This window comes from Nocardia sp. NPDC019395 (assembly GCF_040632335.1).
GTDB lineage: Bacteria > Actinomycetota > Actinomycetes > Mycobacteriales > Mycobacteriaceae > Nocardia.
The window spans coordinates 72,375-85,302 of sequence record NZ_JBEYBT010000003.1 but is presented as its reverse complement, the minus strand read 5'-3'; the positions used below and the strand labels follow the sequence as shown (position 1 = coordinate 85,302).

Annotated in this window: 12 protein-coding genes and 1 pseudogene; 7 read left to right on the top strand and 6 right to left on the bottom strand. The window is 66.5% G+C overall.

Translation table 11 applies throughout. From position 1 onward, the window contains the following. The first annotated feature begins 1,407 nt into the window (after nucleotides 1-1,407). Together ABZ827_RS11555 and ABZ827_RS11550 are read left to right on the top strand one after the other, a co-directional pair. Nucleotides 1,408-1,713 carry a hypothetical protein gene (locus ABZ827_RS11555; protein ID WP_357236678.1) on the top strand — a complete coding sequence of 102 codons (306 nt, stop codon included), beginning with the start codon at nucleotides 1,408-1,410 and terminating at the stop codon, nucleotides 1,711-1,713. A 718-nt stretch (nucleotides 1,714-2,431) separates the two neighbouring features. Next, complete coding sequence (locus ABZ827_RS11550) at nucleotides 2,432-3,802, top strand: hypothetical protein (RefSeq protein ID WP_357236676.1); 1,371 nt, start codon at nucleotides 2,432-2,434, stop codon at nucleotides 3,800-3,802. 442 nt (nucleotides 3,803-4,244) lie between these two features. Here ABZ827_RS11550 and ABZ827_RS11545 read toward each other — a convergent pair whose 3' ends face one another. Both ABZ827_RS11545 and ABZ827_RS11540 read right to left on the bottom strand, forming a co-directional pair. Then, nucleotides 4,245-4,553: a hypothetical protein gene (locus tag ABZ827_RS11545; RefSeq protein WP_357236056.1), complete on the bottom strand. Its 309-nt coding sequence runs from the start codon at nucleotides 4,551-4,553 to the stop codon at nucleotides 4,245-4,247. A gap of 28 nt (nucleotides 4,554-4,581) precedes the next feature. Beyond that, nucleotides 4,582-5,088 (bottom strand): YbaB/EbfC family nucleoid-associated protein, encoded by a 507-nt coding sequence (locus ABZ827_RS11540; RefSeq protein ID WP_357236054.1) that lies wholly within the window; start codon nucleotides 5,086-5,088, stop codon nucleotides 4,582-4,584. A 160-nt stretch (nucleotides 5,089-5,248) separates the two neighbouring features. On the opposite strand from ABZ827_RS11540, the gene ABZ827_RS11535 reads away from it, so the two are divergent. Together ABZ827_RS11535 and ABZ827_RS11530 are read left to right on the top strand one after the other, a co-directional pair. Continuing rightward, a complete protein-coding gene (locus ABZ827_RS11535; protein ID WP_357236052.1) occupies nucleotides 5,249-5,908 on the top strand; it encodes a hypothetical protein in 660 nt (219 codons plus the stop codon). A 250-nt stretch (nucleotides 5,909-6,158) separates the two neighbouring features. Then, entirely contained in the window at nucleotides 6,159-6,458 is a 300-nt protein-coding gene (locus ABZ827_RS11530; RefSeq protein WP_357236051.1) for a hypothetical protein, read from the top strand. A 62-nt stretch (nucleotides 6,459-6,520) separates the two neighbouring features. On the opposite strand, the gene ABZ827_RS11525 is transcribed toward ABZ827_RS11530, so the two are convergent. Together ABZ827_RS11525 and ABZ827_RS11520 are read right to left on the bottom strand one after the other, a co-directional pair. Beyond that, nucleotides 6,521-7,327 (bottom strand): DUF3048 domain-containing protein, encoded by an 807-nt coding sequence (locus ABZ827_RS11525; protein ID WP_357236050.1) that lies wholly within the window; start codon nucleotides 7,325-7,327, stop codon nucleotides 6,521-6,523. 313 nt (nucleotides 7,328-7,640) lie between these two features. Further along, nucleotides 7,641-8,813 (bottom strand): molybdenum metabolism regulator, encoded by a 1,173-nt coding sequence (locus ABZ827_RS11520; RefSeq protein ID WP_357236048.1) that lies wholly within the window; start codon nucleotides 8,811-8,813, stop codon nucleotides 7,641-7,643. Nucleotides 8,814-8,937: 124 nt separating this feature from the next. Between ABZ827_RS11520 and ABZ827_RS11515 the strand changes: the two are divergent. Next, nucleotides 8,938-9,325: pseudogene (locus tag ABZ827_RS11515) on the top strand (Tn3 family transposase). 28 nt (nucleotides 9,326-9,353) lie between these two features. Here the strand turns inward: ABZ827_RS11515 and ABZ827_RS11510 are convergent. After that, nucleotides 9,354-9,914, bottom strand: a complete 561-nt coding sequence (locus ABZ827_RS11510) for a DUF4303 domain-containing protein (protein WP_357236047.1) — start codon at nucleotides 9,912-9,914, stop codon at nucleotides 9,354-9,356. A gap of 259 nt (nucleotides 9,915-10,173) precedes the next feature. Here ABZ827_RS11510 and ABZ827_RS11505 point away from each other — a divergent pair, with 259 nt between their 5' ends. Continuing rightward, nucleotides 10,174-10,644 (top strand): DIP1984 family protein, encoded by a 471-nt coding sequence (locus ABZ827_RS11505; RefSeq protein ID WP_357236045.1) that lies wholly within the window; start codon nucleotides 10,174-10,176, stop codon nucleotides 10,642-10,644. A gap of 230 nt (nucleotides 10,645-10,874) precedes the next feature. Here ABZ827_RS11505 and ABZ827_RS11500 read toward each other — a convergent pair whose 3' ends face one another. After that, entirely contained in the window at nucleotides 10,875-11,687 is an 813-nt protein-coding gene (locus ABZ827_RS11500; RefSeq protein ID WP_357236043.1) for a helix-turn-helix transcriptional regulator, read from the bottom strand. A gap of 203 nt (nucleotides 11,688-11,890) precedes the next feature. On the opposite strand from ABZ827_RS11500, the gene ABZ827_RS11495 reads away from it, so the two are divergent. Continuing rightward, nucleotides 11,891-12,841, top strand: coding sequence for an SDR family NAD(P)-dependent oxidoreductase (locus tag ABZ827_RS11495; protein ID WP_357236041.1), 951 nt, complete (start codon nucleotides 11,891-11,893; stop codon nucleotides 12,839-12,841). Nucleotides 12,842-12,928: the final 87 nt, after the last annotated feature.

Genomic DNA, 12,928 nt, shown 5'->3' with positions numbered 1-12,928 from the left:
CGGAGGCGCGCTCACATGGACCGCGATCGTGGCGACGGTGATCCGCTGGGGCGGATTCCTCGGGACATCGACATGCCGGACGCTGTACGCGGGCCCGGACCGTGGACGTGCCGCCGGTGCGACCGGTGTTACGCGTCCCTCGACCGGCGGGAGCCGACGGCAATCTTCGCGGAAAACACGCGTGGGGTTCGGTGGATTCTGCGGGTGGATACCGGGGGGAGCGGGGGAAGCCGGCGTGTCGGTGCGTCGGCCGTCGCCGACAGGGCTTCGACCGCCTTGCGGACGGGCCGGGCCGGCCGTCTGCGGTCGGTCGGCCCGGGCCGGTGAATTACCCTCCGGCGCACGGTGGCCGGGGTGGGGCGCGATACCTTCCGGCGTGCGGTGGGGGGCCGCGACCGGGGCATTCCCACGAGGACTCGCGACCCCGCCGTTGCCTGCTTGTACAGCCGGGGTTCCCGGAGTCGGTGTGCGAAGCCCTGGACTCGCCTCCGTCGACCGGGGCGCGGGAGCATTCGGCGGGGCGTGATGATCGGGGTGAGTCCTGGTGTCACCGCGCGGCGCCGGTGGCTGTGCTGAACCGTTTTCCGGGGCGTGTGGAACAGGGGCGGGCGGCACGCTTTCCGGTGCCCGGGCCGGGCCGGAATTCGTAGCGTTATCTGTCCGTGCAGCGGGGAATTCCGGTATGCCCGTATTCGTGGCGGGCGCCTGGTGCAGTGCCGGAGCCGGCTGCCCTTGGGGGAATCGGTGAGCTCGAGGATCGGTGTCGGTGCGGCCGGCGGAGTCCCGCTGCGCCGGCTCGGGCGTCGCTCGGGATTGTGGCGGGAGCGCAGGGTCGCTCTCCGCGTAGTCCCTGCCGAGGAGGTTCGCGATGTCGGCCGGGTCCCAGATGGGGTCGCCGGGGAGGGGGTCGGTGGCGAAGCGGGGTCCAGGTTGTTCGTTGTTGCTGTCGGGCGCTCGGTAAGGGTTCGAGGGCGGTTCGTTTTCCGGTGCCCGGCCCGGATCGGGGTCCGGGGTCGTAGCCGACTGTGGTGGTGCGGGCGCGGGGTTCGTCGGCGGCGCGGAGGAATTCTCCGGTGAGGTGAAATTCGGGTGATCGCTATATCGGAAATTGGGATTGTAGATGGGTGGTAGCACCCGGGCGCTGACTATCTGGTTCCAGTTATCGGGGTCGAACACGATTTCGCGTGTCCATACGCGATAGATCACGTCGGAGGAAAGTCCGCCCGGTGCGAGAACTTCCGCTTCCCGGTGACCGCTGGGATTGCCCGTGTCGCGATGTGAGGACTCCACGTCGACACCGAAGGGATGATATGCCTCGTACATGTAGCGCGTCTGCCGATACAACCCGTTGGGCAGTTGTTCGACTCCGTGCATATCGACGCTCAGCGAATCTTCACGCTGGAGCACATGTTCCGGACTGTTGGAGAACGAGACACATCCACCGCCGTTGGTGGGCTGGCCGGTGTGCGCCCCGAGGTTGGGGTCGCCCGGCCTGCGGCAGTGGAACCCACCGAGGCCGCCGATTTCGGCCGGCCCTCTGCTTTCCATACGGAACAGCGCGTTCTCCTGGCGAAGAAAGGCGTCGCCGGCGGAGCGATCACGCCACACGACCGCGTCGTCGCCTTCTTGATTCAGAAAGAGGTTGTCGGCAACCGGATCCACAGCGTCGGCCAGTGCGTCCGCCGGCATGTCACGGGTGATATGAGCGGGTAGCTCATTGTCCGGGCAGCCCGGTTCGAACGTAGGGTCGGCCATACTGTCGTAGGGCGAGACCCGGCGGTTGTGCGAGTAGTGATGCTCGAGAACCGCGTTCAAGTAAGCTTCGTCGAAATTGTCCGGCGGCGGCAGCGCATCGACTTCCTGGATCTGTAGTCTGGGGAAAATTTCCCAGTTCGGGTCGATCAGGAGATCGCCGGCTCGCACTTCCCGTTGAACTTCCTCGAAGGTGAGATTGTTCTCCTGCGCGTAGTTGAGCATCGCTCTGAGCATGTTCGTGCGATTGGCGCGGTCCGCGAGTTCGTGCGAGGTGAGGGCCCGACGATCCGGAGGATGGGATTCCAGCGGTGCGGTCTCGTTGTGGGTCCCTGGGGTGAGCGAGTCGTCCGTTGGTCGGGGCGCGACAGGTTCAGCGGGCTCGGCGGAGCGTGCGGGTGTGCCGGCATCCGGGGGTCGGTGCGGTGGCGGGTGTTCCCAGGAGCGGTGACCGGACCTCGGACTATCCCGGTCCCCGTACGGTCTCGATCGACCGGCATCGGGCGCGGGGGTCGGTCGCGACCGGCGAAAGGGGTTCAGGCCCGCCGCTTCTCGCGGTGGTTCGAGGCGGTGTGCGGGACGGTCGGCGGGTTGGCCGGAACGTTCGAGGTCGCCGCGGGCCGGACGCGAGGGGCCCGCACTCGGTGCTTCCGGTGCGCGGCCCGGGGGGATTCCGCGGGTGGGATCGGTGGTGGTCCGTGGCGCTCCCGCCGGTCCGGCCTCGGCTGTGGGCGCAGCGGTGTTCGGCCGATGGCTGCCCTCGGTGGCCTGCGAAGTGGGGGTGCCGGAGAGAGGTGCGGTGGAGGGCGGTGTCGATGTGGCGGGGGTGCCCGTTGTTGTGGTGGTCGCCGCTGCGCTGGTGCCGGCGGGGTTGTCGGTGCTCGTCGGAGTGCCGGAGGTGTGCGGGGTGGCGGTGTCGCTCGTTGTCGGTGCGGAGGGGGCGTCCGAGGTGGCCGGCGTGGGGCTGGGTGGATCCGGTGGCAGGTTGAGGCTGCTACCCGGCACTGTTCCGTCGGGTAGGACCGTCTGCGGGGTATCCGATGTGTTGGGTGTGGTGCCGGGAGGATCAGAGGAGAGGTCGGGGCTGCTGCCCGGTGGGGGGCTGTCGGAGGTCGGGGTGTCGGGTCTATCGGGGGCAGTGCCGGGCACGTCGGGGGCAGTGTCGGGCGTGTCGGGTGACGAGTTGGGGCTACTGCCCGGTGAGGTGCTGTCCGTGGTCGAAGCCGGGCTGTCGGGCGAGGACGGGGTGGCGGTATCCCCCGGGGCGGCCTGGCTATCCGGAGTTGGTGCCGGCCCGGTACTTTCGGGTGCCGATCCGGAATCGGTCCGAGTGGGGGTGCTTTCGGGAGTCGATGCCGGACTGGCCGAGGTGGTGGATGCGGAGTCGTTCGGCGGCGCGGAATTCGGGGATTCGCTGCTCGGGGTGGAGCCGGTGTCCGGATCGGCCCCGGTGGCGGCGGGCTGTGTCGCGGTCTGCTCGCCTGGTGCGCCGTTGTCCGGCTGCGCGGGAGCGCCGGACTCCGAGGGGGTTGATGCGGGGCTGCTCGGATCGGTATCGGCCGGGCTCCCGGTCTCGGGGGCGGAGGGGGCGCCTTGGCCGAAATGTGTGCCCGCGGCTTCCCCCGCCGCGGTGGCCCCGCGCTCGGCGGCGCCACCAGCGGCTCCGGAAGTGAAGGTCTCCAAAGTCAATTCGCCACCGACGGCCACGGTTCCCGCGACATTCCCGGCGACCCCGGCCGCACTCTCGACACCGAGCTCGGTGACAGTCTTCCCGACGGTGGAGCCCACCTGGTTGGTCAACGGTGCGGCAAGCCCGCCGGATCCCAGACCACCGCCCACGGCGCCACCCACCGCACCGGCGATCGCGCTGCCCCTGAGCCCCGCCCAGTCCTCGCCGTCCAGTCCCGTCCGTTCTCCCGAGGCGAACTGGATCAGGTGCGGGATCAGTTCACCCGCGCCGCCTTCGAGGACTCCGAAAAGCGCGCCCTTTCCGACCACGGTGGCCAGCCTCTTGATCAACATCTGGATCGCTATGCGAATCCCGGCCTGAGTGGCGACCCGTGCCGCGGCACCGGCCACCGCACCCACACCGGTCCATGCGGTCGCCCCCGCCACCACCAGTTCGGCGGCGAGCAGGACCATGGAAGTGATGATCACCAGCTTGGTGTGCTCGATATCGAGCGCCCCGTCATCGGCCTGGTCGGCCAGCCATCGGCAATGCTCGATCAGCTTCGGTAGCGCGGCGTCGTCCTTGCCACCGACCAAGTCCCAGTGCGCGCTGAGTGCGGTATGCGATTCGCCCGAGTGGAGTGCGGTCAGCGCGGCCTGCATGGTGAGGTTCGCGTCACCGGAGCTCTCCTCGAGCGCCGTCGCCATACCGTTCCACGCATCGGCGATCCGCCGTATGGCCGTCTCGTCGGCTTCCGGCCAATCCCCGGCCCCCACAACCCATTTGGCGACCCATTGCAGTTCGTCCGGGATCTCGATACCCATCAGGACGCAGCCGAGCCCAGATTTCCGGAGATGATCTGTTCCTGGGCCTCCACATTGTCGGCCAGGGTCACCACATCTTCTCCATATCTGGTGAACGCGTCCCGCACGTCCTGTATGGCCTCCAGTCCCGGGTCGGGTGTGTAGCGCTTGGCGAACGCCTGACCTACCTGGTCGGTGCCCCAGCACTGCCCCTCGGTGTCGAGCACGCGACGCAATTGTTCTGCCGCAGTGGTGATATCGGCGGCCACCGCACCGAATCGCGGTCCGGTATTACGGAGGCCGTCCGGATCGACGCCCAGGTCACTCACGACATGTTCTCCCCGGTGCGCTCGTCGGTCACCGGCCGGGATCCAGGTAGGAACGGTTGCGGAAGTACTCGTCTTCCTCTTCGTCGGTCAGTTCCGGCGTGGCCGGCGGGGGTGTGGCCGGCGGAGGTTCGGAGAAGCTCGACACCATGTCCCGGATGCTGGGTGCGCCGGGGATGAGCTCGGAGAGATCGGGCATCGCGCCGACCTCCGCCTCGAGCGGCGCCATGGCCTGCTGCGTGGCGTCGCCGGCTTGCCGGGCCGCGGCGTGCACCGCCTCGAGTACGGAACGGGCGAGCTTGTCCGGTGTGGTCCGTTTGAACGCCCCCGCATCGATGTGCACACCGACCGGGATCCCGGCCACATTGCTATCGATCCGGACCATATTGTCGGCCGACCACACACTCACCGTCGTGGCCGCCAGCCGGGCCTGGAGTTCTCCCAGCTGTGCGCGCTGCTGTCCGAACGACTCCAGTAGGGCATCCATCTCGGCCCGCATCCGATCGTTCCGTGCCCGCTTCTCCTCGCGCTCGCTCACTCGGCCCCCTAACCGGTCGTCGCCTCAGTACTTGTTCCGGCGCACCGATCCGCGAACGGTCCCATCCTGTCCCTCCGGATTCCATCATCACATCGGAGTCGAGGCAAATCGGGACGGCGTGCCCTGCCTCGTCCGTGAGCAGGTACTGGCCGCGTAGTGCATGCTCCAGTTCGAGGAGTGGCTGGGGAACATCACTTCGGGACTGCTGGCCACCGTGACGCCCATACTCACGGACTTCCGGACTGCGTTCGGCGGGCTACACGGGCAGGACCGGACCACGCTCGACGCCTACGCCACCACCTTGGCCGACAACGCCACCCAGTACCAGGCCACCGACGGATCCACCGGACAGACCCTTGCCCTTACCGGTCAGCAGCTGACAGGAAGCACCGGCGCCGCGGCCGAGGGTTCCGACGGCGGGGCCGCCCGATTCACGGGATTGAACTTGTCGGCCTCCACGATCGAGAACGAACCCGCCTACACCATCGCCCGCACCCTCACCAGCGTGGTCGAAACCTGCCCATACGACGACGTGCTCGGCAGTGCTATCGGGATGAAGCCGGCGGCGGATTATCTCGCGCCCCTGGTCGGCGACTGGGAAGCGCTGCAGGGCATCGGCATACGCATCCGTTCGATGGGCATCAACGACTACGTCACCGCACAGAACCTCACCAACGGCACCACCTGGCTACAGCAGTTCTGGACAGGGGACGCCGCCCGGGCTTTCGCCCTCACAAACTTCGTGCAGAGATCATCTACCGTATCTATATCTACGAGTTCTACAATTTCGACCACAAGAAGCAGGACACGTTCCGATTGAATATCGGAACGAATATCAACAACGAGATGCGGGAACTCGAGGAATTCGGCTGGGCCCGGAGTTTCCGGGTCCACGGTGAAGCGCCACGACTCGAGCGATGGATCGGAAAGCTGTGACGCACCGAAGCATTCGACGAGCGGCCGTCGGTGTGGCGGCATGCATCGTTGTGTCGACTGTCGCGGGGTGCTCGACCGATGAGGAAGAGACTCGCGACCTGGTTGAATGCGCCGGCATTGTCTTCCCTGAGGAGATGGACGCCTTGTGGTCGTGGACCGACAACGCCTTTCGCGAGGCAACCTCGGCAGCTGTCGTCGATATTCCCGCCGACTCGGTCGCTGAATTCACGCGGCTGTCCGGGTTCGGTCGGTTCGAGCCCGGAGTTCCGCCGTCGTGGCAGTCTTACTGGCAGGACAGCGGAATGGCCGACGTCCTCTCGGTCGATACGGGAAACGAACACTCGATCGACGAATACCGCGATCCACGCCGATACGCCGTCATCCACAACGGAGGCGGTGAAACGCGCCGGATCTTCGTGCGCACCGACTGCTGAACCTGGATCTGCCGATCCGGTGATGGGGGCTACCTGTTGCCGTGGTGGCAGCGCGGTCCCGGTTACCAGAGCTGCGCTGGAACCAGGACTGTCCAGACCTGGCCCGGCGCGAACGGGATGGCTGTACCGGTGGGGGTCGTATAGCTTGTGCCTGCCTGTGGGGAGGGCCGGGACCACACGGCCGGGAACGATTGACCGTCGCGAAGTACGAGTGCCGGACCGCTACCGGTCGTCTCGGCCAGGGGTGAGACGCTGCCCGCAACGTCGCTGACGGCCGAGTTCTGCACCTGCACACTCTGCAGCACGACCGTACTCGCCATGACCGGTCCGGTTTCGGCCTCGGTGTAGGCAGCACCGTCCATGGACACCAGCCACCGCTGGTGGTCGGGTGACCAGTCGAAACCGATCACGGTGTCCTGATACCGCGCTTCCCGATATTGCGTGGTCTCGCCGCCGTCAGGCGCAGGACCGAAGTGCGGTTGCGAAGCCGCCGGCCAGCCGCCGCCTTCGGGCAGCTGATCCGAGCGAACGAACATATTGTGCGGAGCGACGCGACTGTAGTCGCGGAAGTACGCCGCAGGTTCCCGCTCGGCCGAGGCGTTCTGGAGCGAGGACTGATCGACGGAGGCAACCAGCTCAGGTGCGGCACCAGACGATGCCAACGTCGGGTTGCCGAACTGGTCCAACAGCGTCAGATCCGTCTCCCGCGCGCTGCGGACAGGTCCGATCACCGGGGGTATGTCGGTCGAGAACACGGCGGCCAACCGGCTCAAACCACCCTCGACCGGCTCGACGTAAACCACATCGGCGGCTCCCAGCCCCACCGGTGGTCGTGCCTGCGGACTGTTGTCTATCTTCGCGACCAGCACGGGCACCCCTACCCGGGAGGATGTACCGGGAGGAGCGCGCTCGGGTCGGGTGCCATTACTGCACGCGAACACCGCGCACATCCCCAGTGTCGTCAGGAACGCGGCTATCCACACCCACCATCGCTGTTGCATAGGGGTAACCCTTTGACACACCCAATGCTACGCCGCGCTCGACCAGGGCAGGAGTGGCCGAGCCGGCCGCTGGATGAGGCTTACCCCCCGCAAGCTCACGAGAACTGATATGCGCATCTGACTCAGAGGATCAGCCATACGGCTTCTGCTGATTACCGGTCGCCCCGCGACCGGCCGGCGGTCAGATCAGCTGCCGGATGTCGCCGCGAACTCGGTAGAAAAAGCCGCGCTCGGGTTCGTCCACGTCATCGACCACATAGCGGGCACCGGAACGCCACAGGTCCTTGGGGAACTGGACCTCCAAGGACAACACGTGATCAGGGGAGACGGCGATTACGCACTGCTCGCCGTTCTGTAGAACGCATTCGACCACAACGCCGGTCCCGGCGTCGGAGGTGACCTCGACGGTGTTGCCGGGCACCACGGCGGAGATCTCCGGAGCCGTCACCGACACCGTCTCGGGCAGCACACCCTGCTCGGCGTCGCGGAAGGCGGCCTCGCTGACATCGAGACAGGCGAGGGTTCCGGTGGTGGTGACCAGGTACAGCTTGTCGTCGTGGTACTGCATGGAAGAGGCCGAGCCGCAGCCGGTGGCCCATTTCCACGCACCGCATCGCGACATGTCCCAGCAGTACACCGAGGAGCAGTCGTCCCCGGCGAAGACACGGCCGTCGAGGGCGGTGGCGCAGGACTGTACCGGCGCATCGCCGTTGTAGCTGATCCCCGCCCATTCGTCCTTGCCGACCACCTCGACAGAGTTGTCATCGGTGCCGGCGTAGAACGCGTTCGAATCCTGGCAGCCGGACAGGACCGCGCCATCGGTGTCCTCGTGACACACTCGGTATCCGGCTTCCAAGTCATATCCGGTGACACCGGCGGAATGCCCGTGGTAGACGGCATGCGAGTCGATCTGGATCACCCCGCCCTCGTCGCCGGGAGTGCTCCACAGCAATTCCCCGTTCCAATCGATCGCGGTGATGACACCTTTCCGGTCGGTGACGCAGAGGAGGCCTTCATGGATGTCGAGCGAGCAGATATCGAATTCGGCAGGAATTTCGTAGGCGACTCGCGGCACCGTGCCGGACAGGTCGTAGACCCGGTTGTCGGCGCACACGGCGTAGATCCAGAAACCATCGGCCACAACGCATTCGACCGCACTCGGCAGTCGAAATCGGCCGGTGACCACGCCCTCCGGCGTCAAGGTGAACACGTCACCGCTCTCGGTGCCCACCCAGCAGCCCCGCTCGTCCACGACGACACCGGAAGCGGCGGCGCCGGAATGAAAACTCCACAGCACCGGCGCGGACATCACATCCTCGGACTCTTCGAAACCGATATTGTTCCCGATTGCCATAGTTCGCCTCGTCGCTTCGTCGGATCAGAACGCGACAAGTTAGCAAAGGACACCGACTTTCGGAGAGAAAGCCTGCCGGTCCTGGGAATCCGGCACCAACTCCGCCCACCCCGCCTACCAGGCCATGATGGAGCTCGGCCGGGTCCAGAAGACCATCTTTCTATGCCGCTACCTGCGCAGTCGCGAATTGCAGAGAGATCAACAGCGGCCTGAACCTGGTCGAGTCCTGGAACGGCGCCAACTCGGTCATCTACTACGGCAAGACCTCCGAAATCGCGTCCAACCGGCGCGATGAACAGGAGATGTCGGTGTTGTGCCTGCGGATCCGCCAGGCCGCCCTGGTCTACGTCAACGTCCTGATGATCCAGGACATTCTCGCCGACCCCCAATGGGACGGTGTGCTCACTACCGAGGACGAACGCGTCCTGACCCCACTGTTCTGGTCACACGTACCACCTTATGGGGAGGCCAAACTGAACATGAACAGTCGTCTCACCCTCGCCGGTTCCTGAAGGTGGAAGCCGTTGAGTTGGCTGGTGGTCACGTCCCCTTGAACTCTCCCAAGTGCTCGACCAGTTCGGGGACGGTCGCAAGCACCTGTGGGTCGACACTTGCGCGGATCAGATCGGCTTCCTTCTCACCCCGTTGTCCCTCGAGAATGACGACAACGAAATCGGCCGGCAGCGAGTCGTGGATACCGCCCCGGCGAGCGGTCGCGGTCATCGCCTTACAGACCCTGGCCATGGCGCGGTCGTGGGCCGCCTCGAGCGTGTCCATCGTTGCGTCCTGGGCGGCATCGGTGCCGGCCGTGAGGAACTCCTCGCTGAGGCGTTGGTACCACGGCCGCATCGGGTCGCCCGCGGCATCCAGGACGTCCCATCGCCACTCCGGAGGGGCGAACCGCGTCGAATATCCATTGTTCTGGTGCACCGCCGCCTCCGTGTTGGCCGCAAGAGCCGGCGGGAGGATCTGGATGTCATCGCTGTAGAAGAGGTGAAAGGCTGCCGCGTACAACCGCTCGCCCGGATGCGCTGCGGCGAGGCCAGCCAGGCTGTGGCATCCGCTGTCGTACCATGCTGTCTCGAAGGCATTCCAATCCACCGGCACACGCTACCGCGCCCCGCAAGCCCGACTCTTGAAGCCTTCATCAAGTGCAAAGTACGAACGGCGGCTCCTGGCGTAGTGGTGTTCCGTAAGCCGAACGGCCAACGGAACACCACAGCGGGACCATTCCGTCAGGAATACAGTATCGGCCGCTCCACCATCCACCGGCTTCGCGGGGCCCGGGTGTCCATTAGGACCGCCCAGTGCCGGTAGGCCATACTCGAATCTTCTTGGTCGAGGACGAAAGTAGGGGGATGTGAAGCTAGCAGAGGCTCTGTCGTTGCGGGCGGACGCAGTGCGCCGTATCGAACAACTGCGCACCCGGATCGTGGGCAACGCCCGGTTCCAGGAGGGCGAGGAGCCCGCCGAGAACGCCGCCGCGCTGCTCGACGAAGCTCGCGAAGTGCTCGCGGAGTACGAAGCGCTGATCCGCCGCATCAATCGCACCAACTCCGCTACGAGTATCGGCGCGGACGGCACCCTGACCGACGCACTCGCCCGCCGGGACGCGCTACGGCTCCAGCATTCGGTGATCACCGACGCGGCTGATGCGGCCGCGGGCAAGAATCGGGGCGGTTACGCACGACAGCTGCGGTCGGAGTTGAAGATCCTGTCCGCACTGCCGGTGGCCGAACTCCGCGCGCAGGCCGACGGGCTCGCCGCGCAACTGCGTGAACTGGATGTGCGGATCCAGCGGGCCAACTGGGAGGTCGACCTCCTGGACTGAGCAGAGCAGTGGAGCAGGTAGCCGGCACGGAGGCGCGCACCGACCCGCTGGACCGACGGGCAATCGGTCACCTCCTGGCGCACGAAGGGCAGTGCGAGGGGTTCGACTCCCCTACCCACATCGCAGCCCAGCAACGCGCACAGGTGACAGCGCACAGCGCACAACACACAACCGGGTGCGGATCCGTCACGGTGAGGGCGGGAACGGGGTACTCCACTGAAATTCGGCGGCTACAGCAAGGGCGGCACGGGCTCCTCGCGCGGGGTGTAGAGCATGAGCCAGTGGTCCCGCTCAGGGTCGTGGAGCATCTCGAGGTCGAAGCTCAACCATCCTCGGGCGGGATGGTGCAGATGCTTCACCGCTGATCGGAGAGTACCGACCTCGCCGCGTTCCCAGTGGTCACGGAAGCTCGCACTGGTCGCCGTGAGTTCGGTCCGCAGTGACCGGAGGTACTCGTCGCCCGGGTAGCGACCGAGTGCCGTGCGGAGTTCCGCTGCCGCGACCCGTCTGAGTTGTGCCGCGCCTTCCTCGCCGAGCAAGTCAGAGAGGGCCGTGGCGGTGAAGACCTGGTAGACGATATTGCGCGCGTAGCGGCCGGTCGCGGCGAGCGGACGGAGCAGTTCGGTGGCCGCGGCGTTGAGGGCGAGCAGGTCCAGGCGTCCGTCGTGCACACTGGCCGGCATCGTGTCCTCCAGGCCGCGCAACAGACGCATGAGCCCCGGTCGGATCGCGCCGTCCGGCGAGTTGCGTTCGGGGGCAGAAACTCCGGCGAGACGGAAGAGGTGGTCGCGTTCGGCGTCGGAGAGTCCGAACGCCTGTGTCAGTGCGGTGAGGATTTCTCGCGATGGCCGGGGTGCGCGGCCCTGTTCGAGGCGGGTGTAGTACTCCACCGAGATCCCGGCGATATCGGACAGCTCCTGGCGCCGCAGCCCTGGGACGCGCCGCCGTGACGTCCGGACGCCGGCAGCCGCGTCCGGGGGAGACATCGCGGCGCGGTGCCGGCGCAGATAGTCCCCCAGGCTCGTCCCGTCACTGCTGACCATAGGAACCATTGTGCCTGCGCCGACTGCGGCACGTTCGGCGCTGCATGGTCCTGCGGAGACCAGGCTCGACAAGGTCTTCCTGCACGGGACGGCGTACCCGAGATTGATACCGGTGCACCGCGGTCATCGGCGGTGCACCGGCCCTGAACAAGGTGGCGAAACCATCGCGTGCACCGACCGATCCCGAAGCTCAGGAGTACTGGATGACCACAGCGACCCGAACCATCATCATGACCGGCGCCACCCGCGGAATCGGCCTCGAAGCAGCACGAGAAATCCTGCGCCGCAGCCCCGATACCCACCTCGTGGTTCTCGGGCGAGGCTCCTCCGCTGCCGAGGTGCTGCCGAGCCTGCGGGGAATCTCTCCGCACGTCTCGACTGTCGATATCGATCTGTCGAGCATGGCGAGTGTCGCCGCTGCCGGTGCACAACTGGAAGATCTTCTCGATTCCGGCGAGGTGCCTCCGCTGCGGGGTCTCGTCTTCAACGCGGGTGTCCACCTCTCCAACGCGTTGGAGAGCACGGTCGACGGATACGAGCGGACCTTTGCCGTGAACGTCATGTCCACCCACCGGCTTCTCCGGCAACTCCACCCCCACCTTCAGGCGCCGGCGCGCATTGTCGTCACGGTCAGCGACGCCCACTTCGGAGATCTCCGGCATACCGGCGGAACAATGCCCGCACCCCGATGGGCCATCCCGGAAATCTCCCGGCCCGGCGCATTCGAGCGTTCCGGAAATGTCCGAGCCGGCCGTCGTGCCTATGTGACGAGCAAACTCGGCGGGATATACCTGGTGCACGAATGGGCCCGCAGGTTGCCCGACGATATCGATATCGTCAGCTACAACCCGAGCCTCGTGGTCGGGACCGGGCTCGCGCGCGAAACCGGTGGGGCCTTTCCCTTCCTGATGCGCAGGATCATCCCGCTGCTCACGGTCACCCCGCTCGTGGACACGCCGGTCCCGGCGGGCAAGAAACTCACCGACGCGGTCCTCGGCGTCACCCCCGCCGAGACCGGTGCCTATATCCATCGGGAGAAGGCCGCGGCGTCATCCGTGGAGTCCTACGACACCGACCGCGAACGCGCGCTCTGGAACTGGCTGGAACAGGTCACAGTCCCCGAGCAGCGCATCGACCCGTCCGCTGACGGATAGGCGCGCCGTACACATCTGGGGATTCATGACGCCCTCCGCCCTCGGATTCGCAGTAGCACCGGGATCCAGCACTGCCGAGACAACCGG

What these genes read in the sequence shown, in the direction of transcription:
- ABZ827_RS11530 (WP_357236051.1), top strand. Translation starts at nt 6,159, where the DNA reads ATGGACGCCTTGTGGTCGTGGACCGACAACGCCTTTCGCGAGGCAACC.
- ABZ827_RS11535 (WP_357236052.1), top strand. Translation starts at nt 5,249, where the DNA reads ATGCTCCAGTTCGAGGAGTGGCTGGGGAACATCACTTCGGGACTGCTG.
- ABZ827_RS11555 (WP_357236678.1), top strand. Translation starts at nt 1,408, where the DNA reads ATGTTCCGGACTGTTGGAGAACGAGACACATCCACCGCCGTTGGTGGG.
- ABZ827_RS11500 (WP_357236043.1), bottom strand. Translation starts at nt 11,687, where the DNA reads ATGGTCAGCAGTGACGGGACGAGCCTGGGGGACTATCTGCGCCGGCAC.
- ABZ827_RS11520 (WP_357236048.1), bottom strand. Translation starts at nt 8,813, where the DNA reads ATGGCAATCGGGAACAATATCGGTTTCGAAGAGTCCGAGGATGTGATG.
- ABZ827_RS11495 (WP_357236041.1), top strand. Translation starts at nt 11,891, where the DNA reads ATGACCACAGCGACCCGAACCATCATCATGACCGGCGCCACCCGCGGA.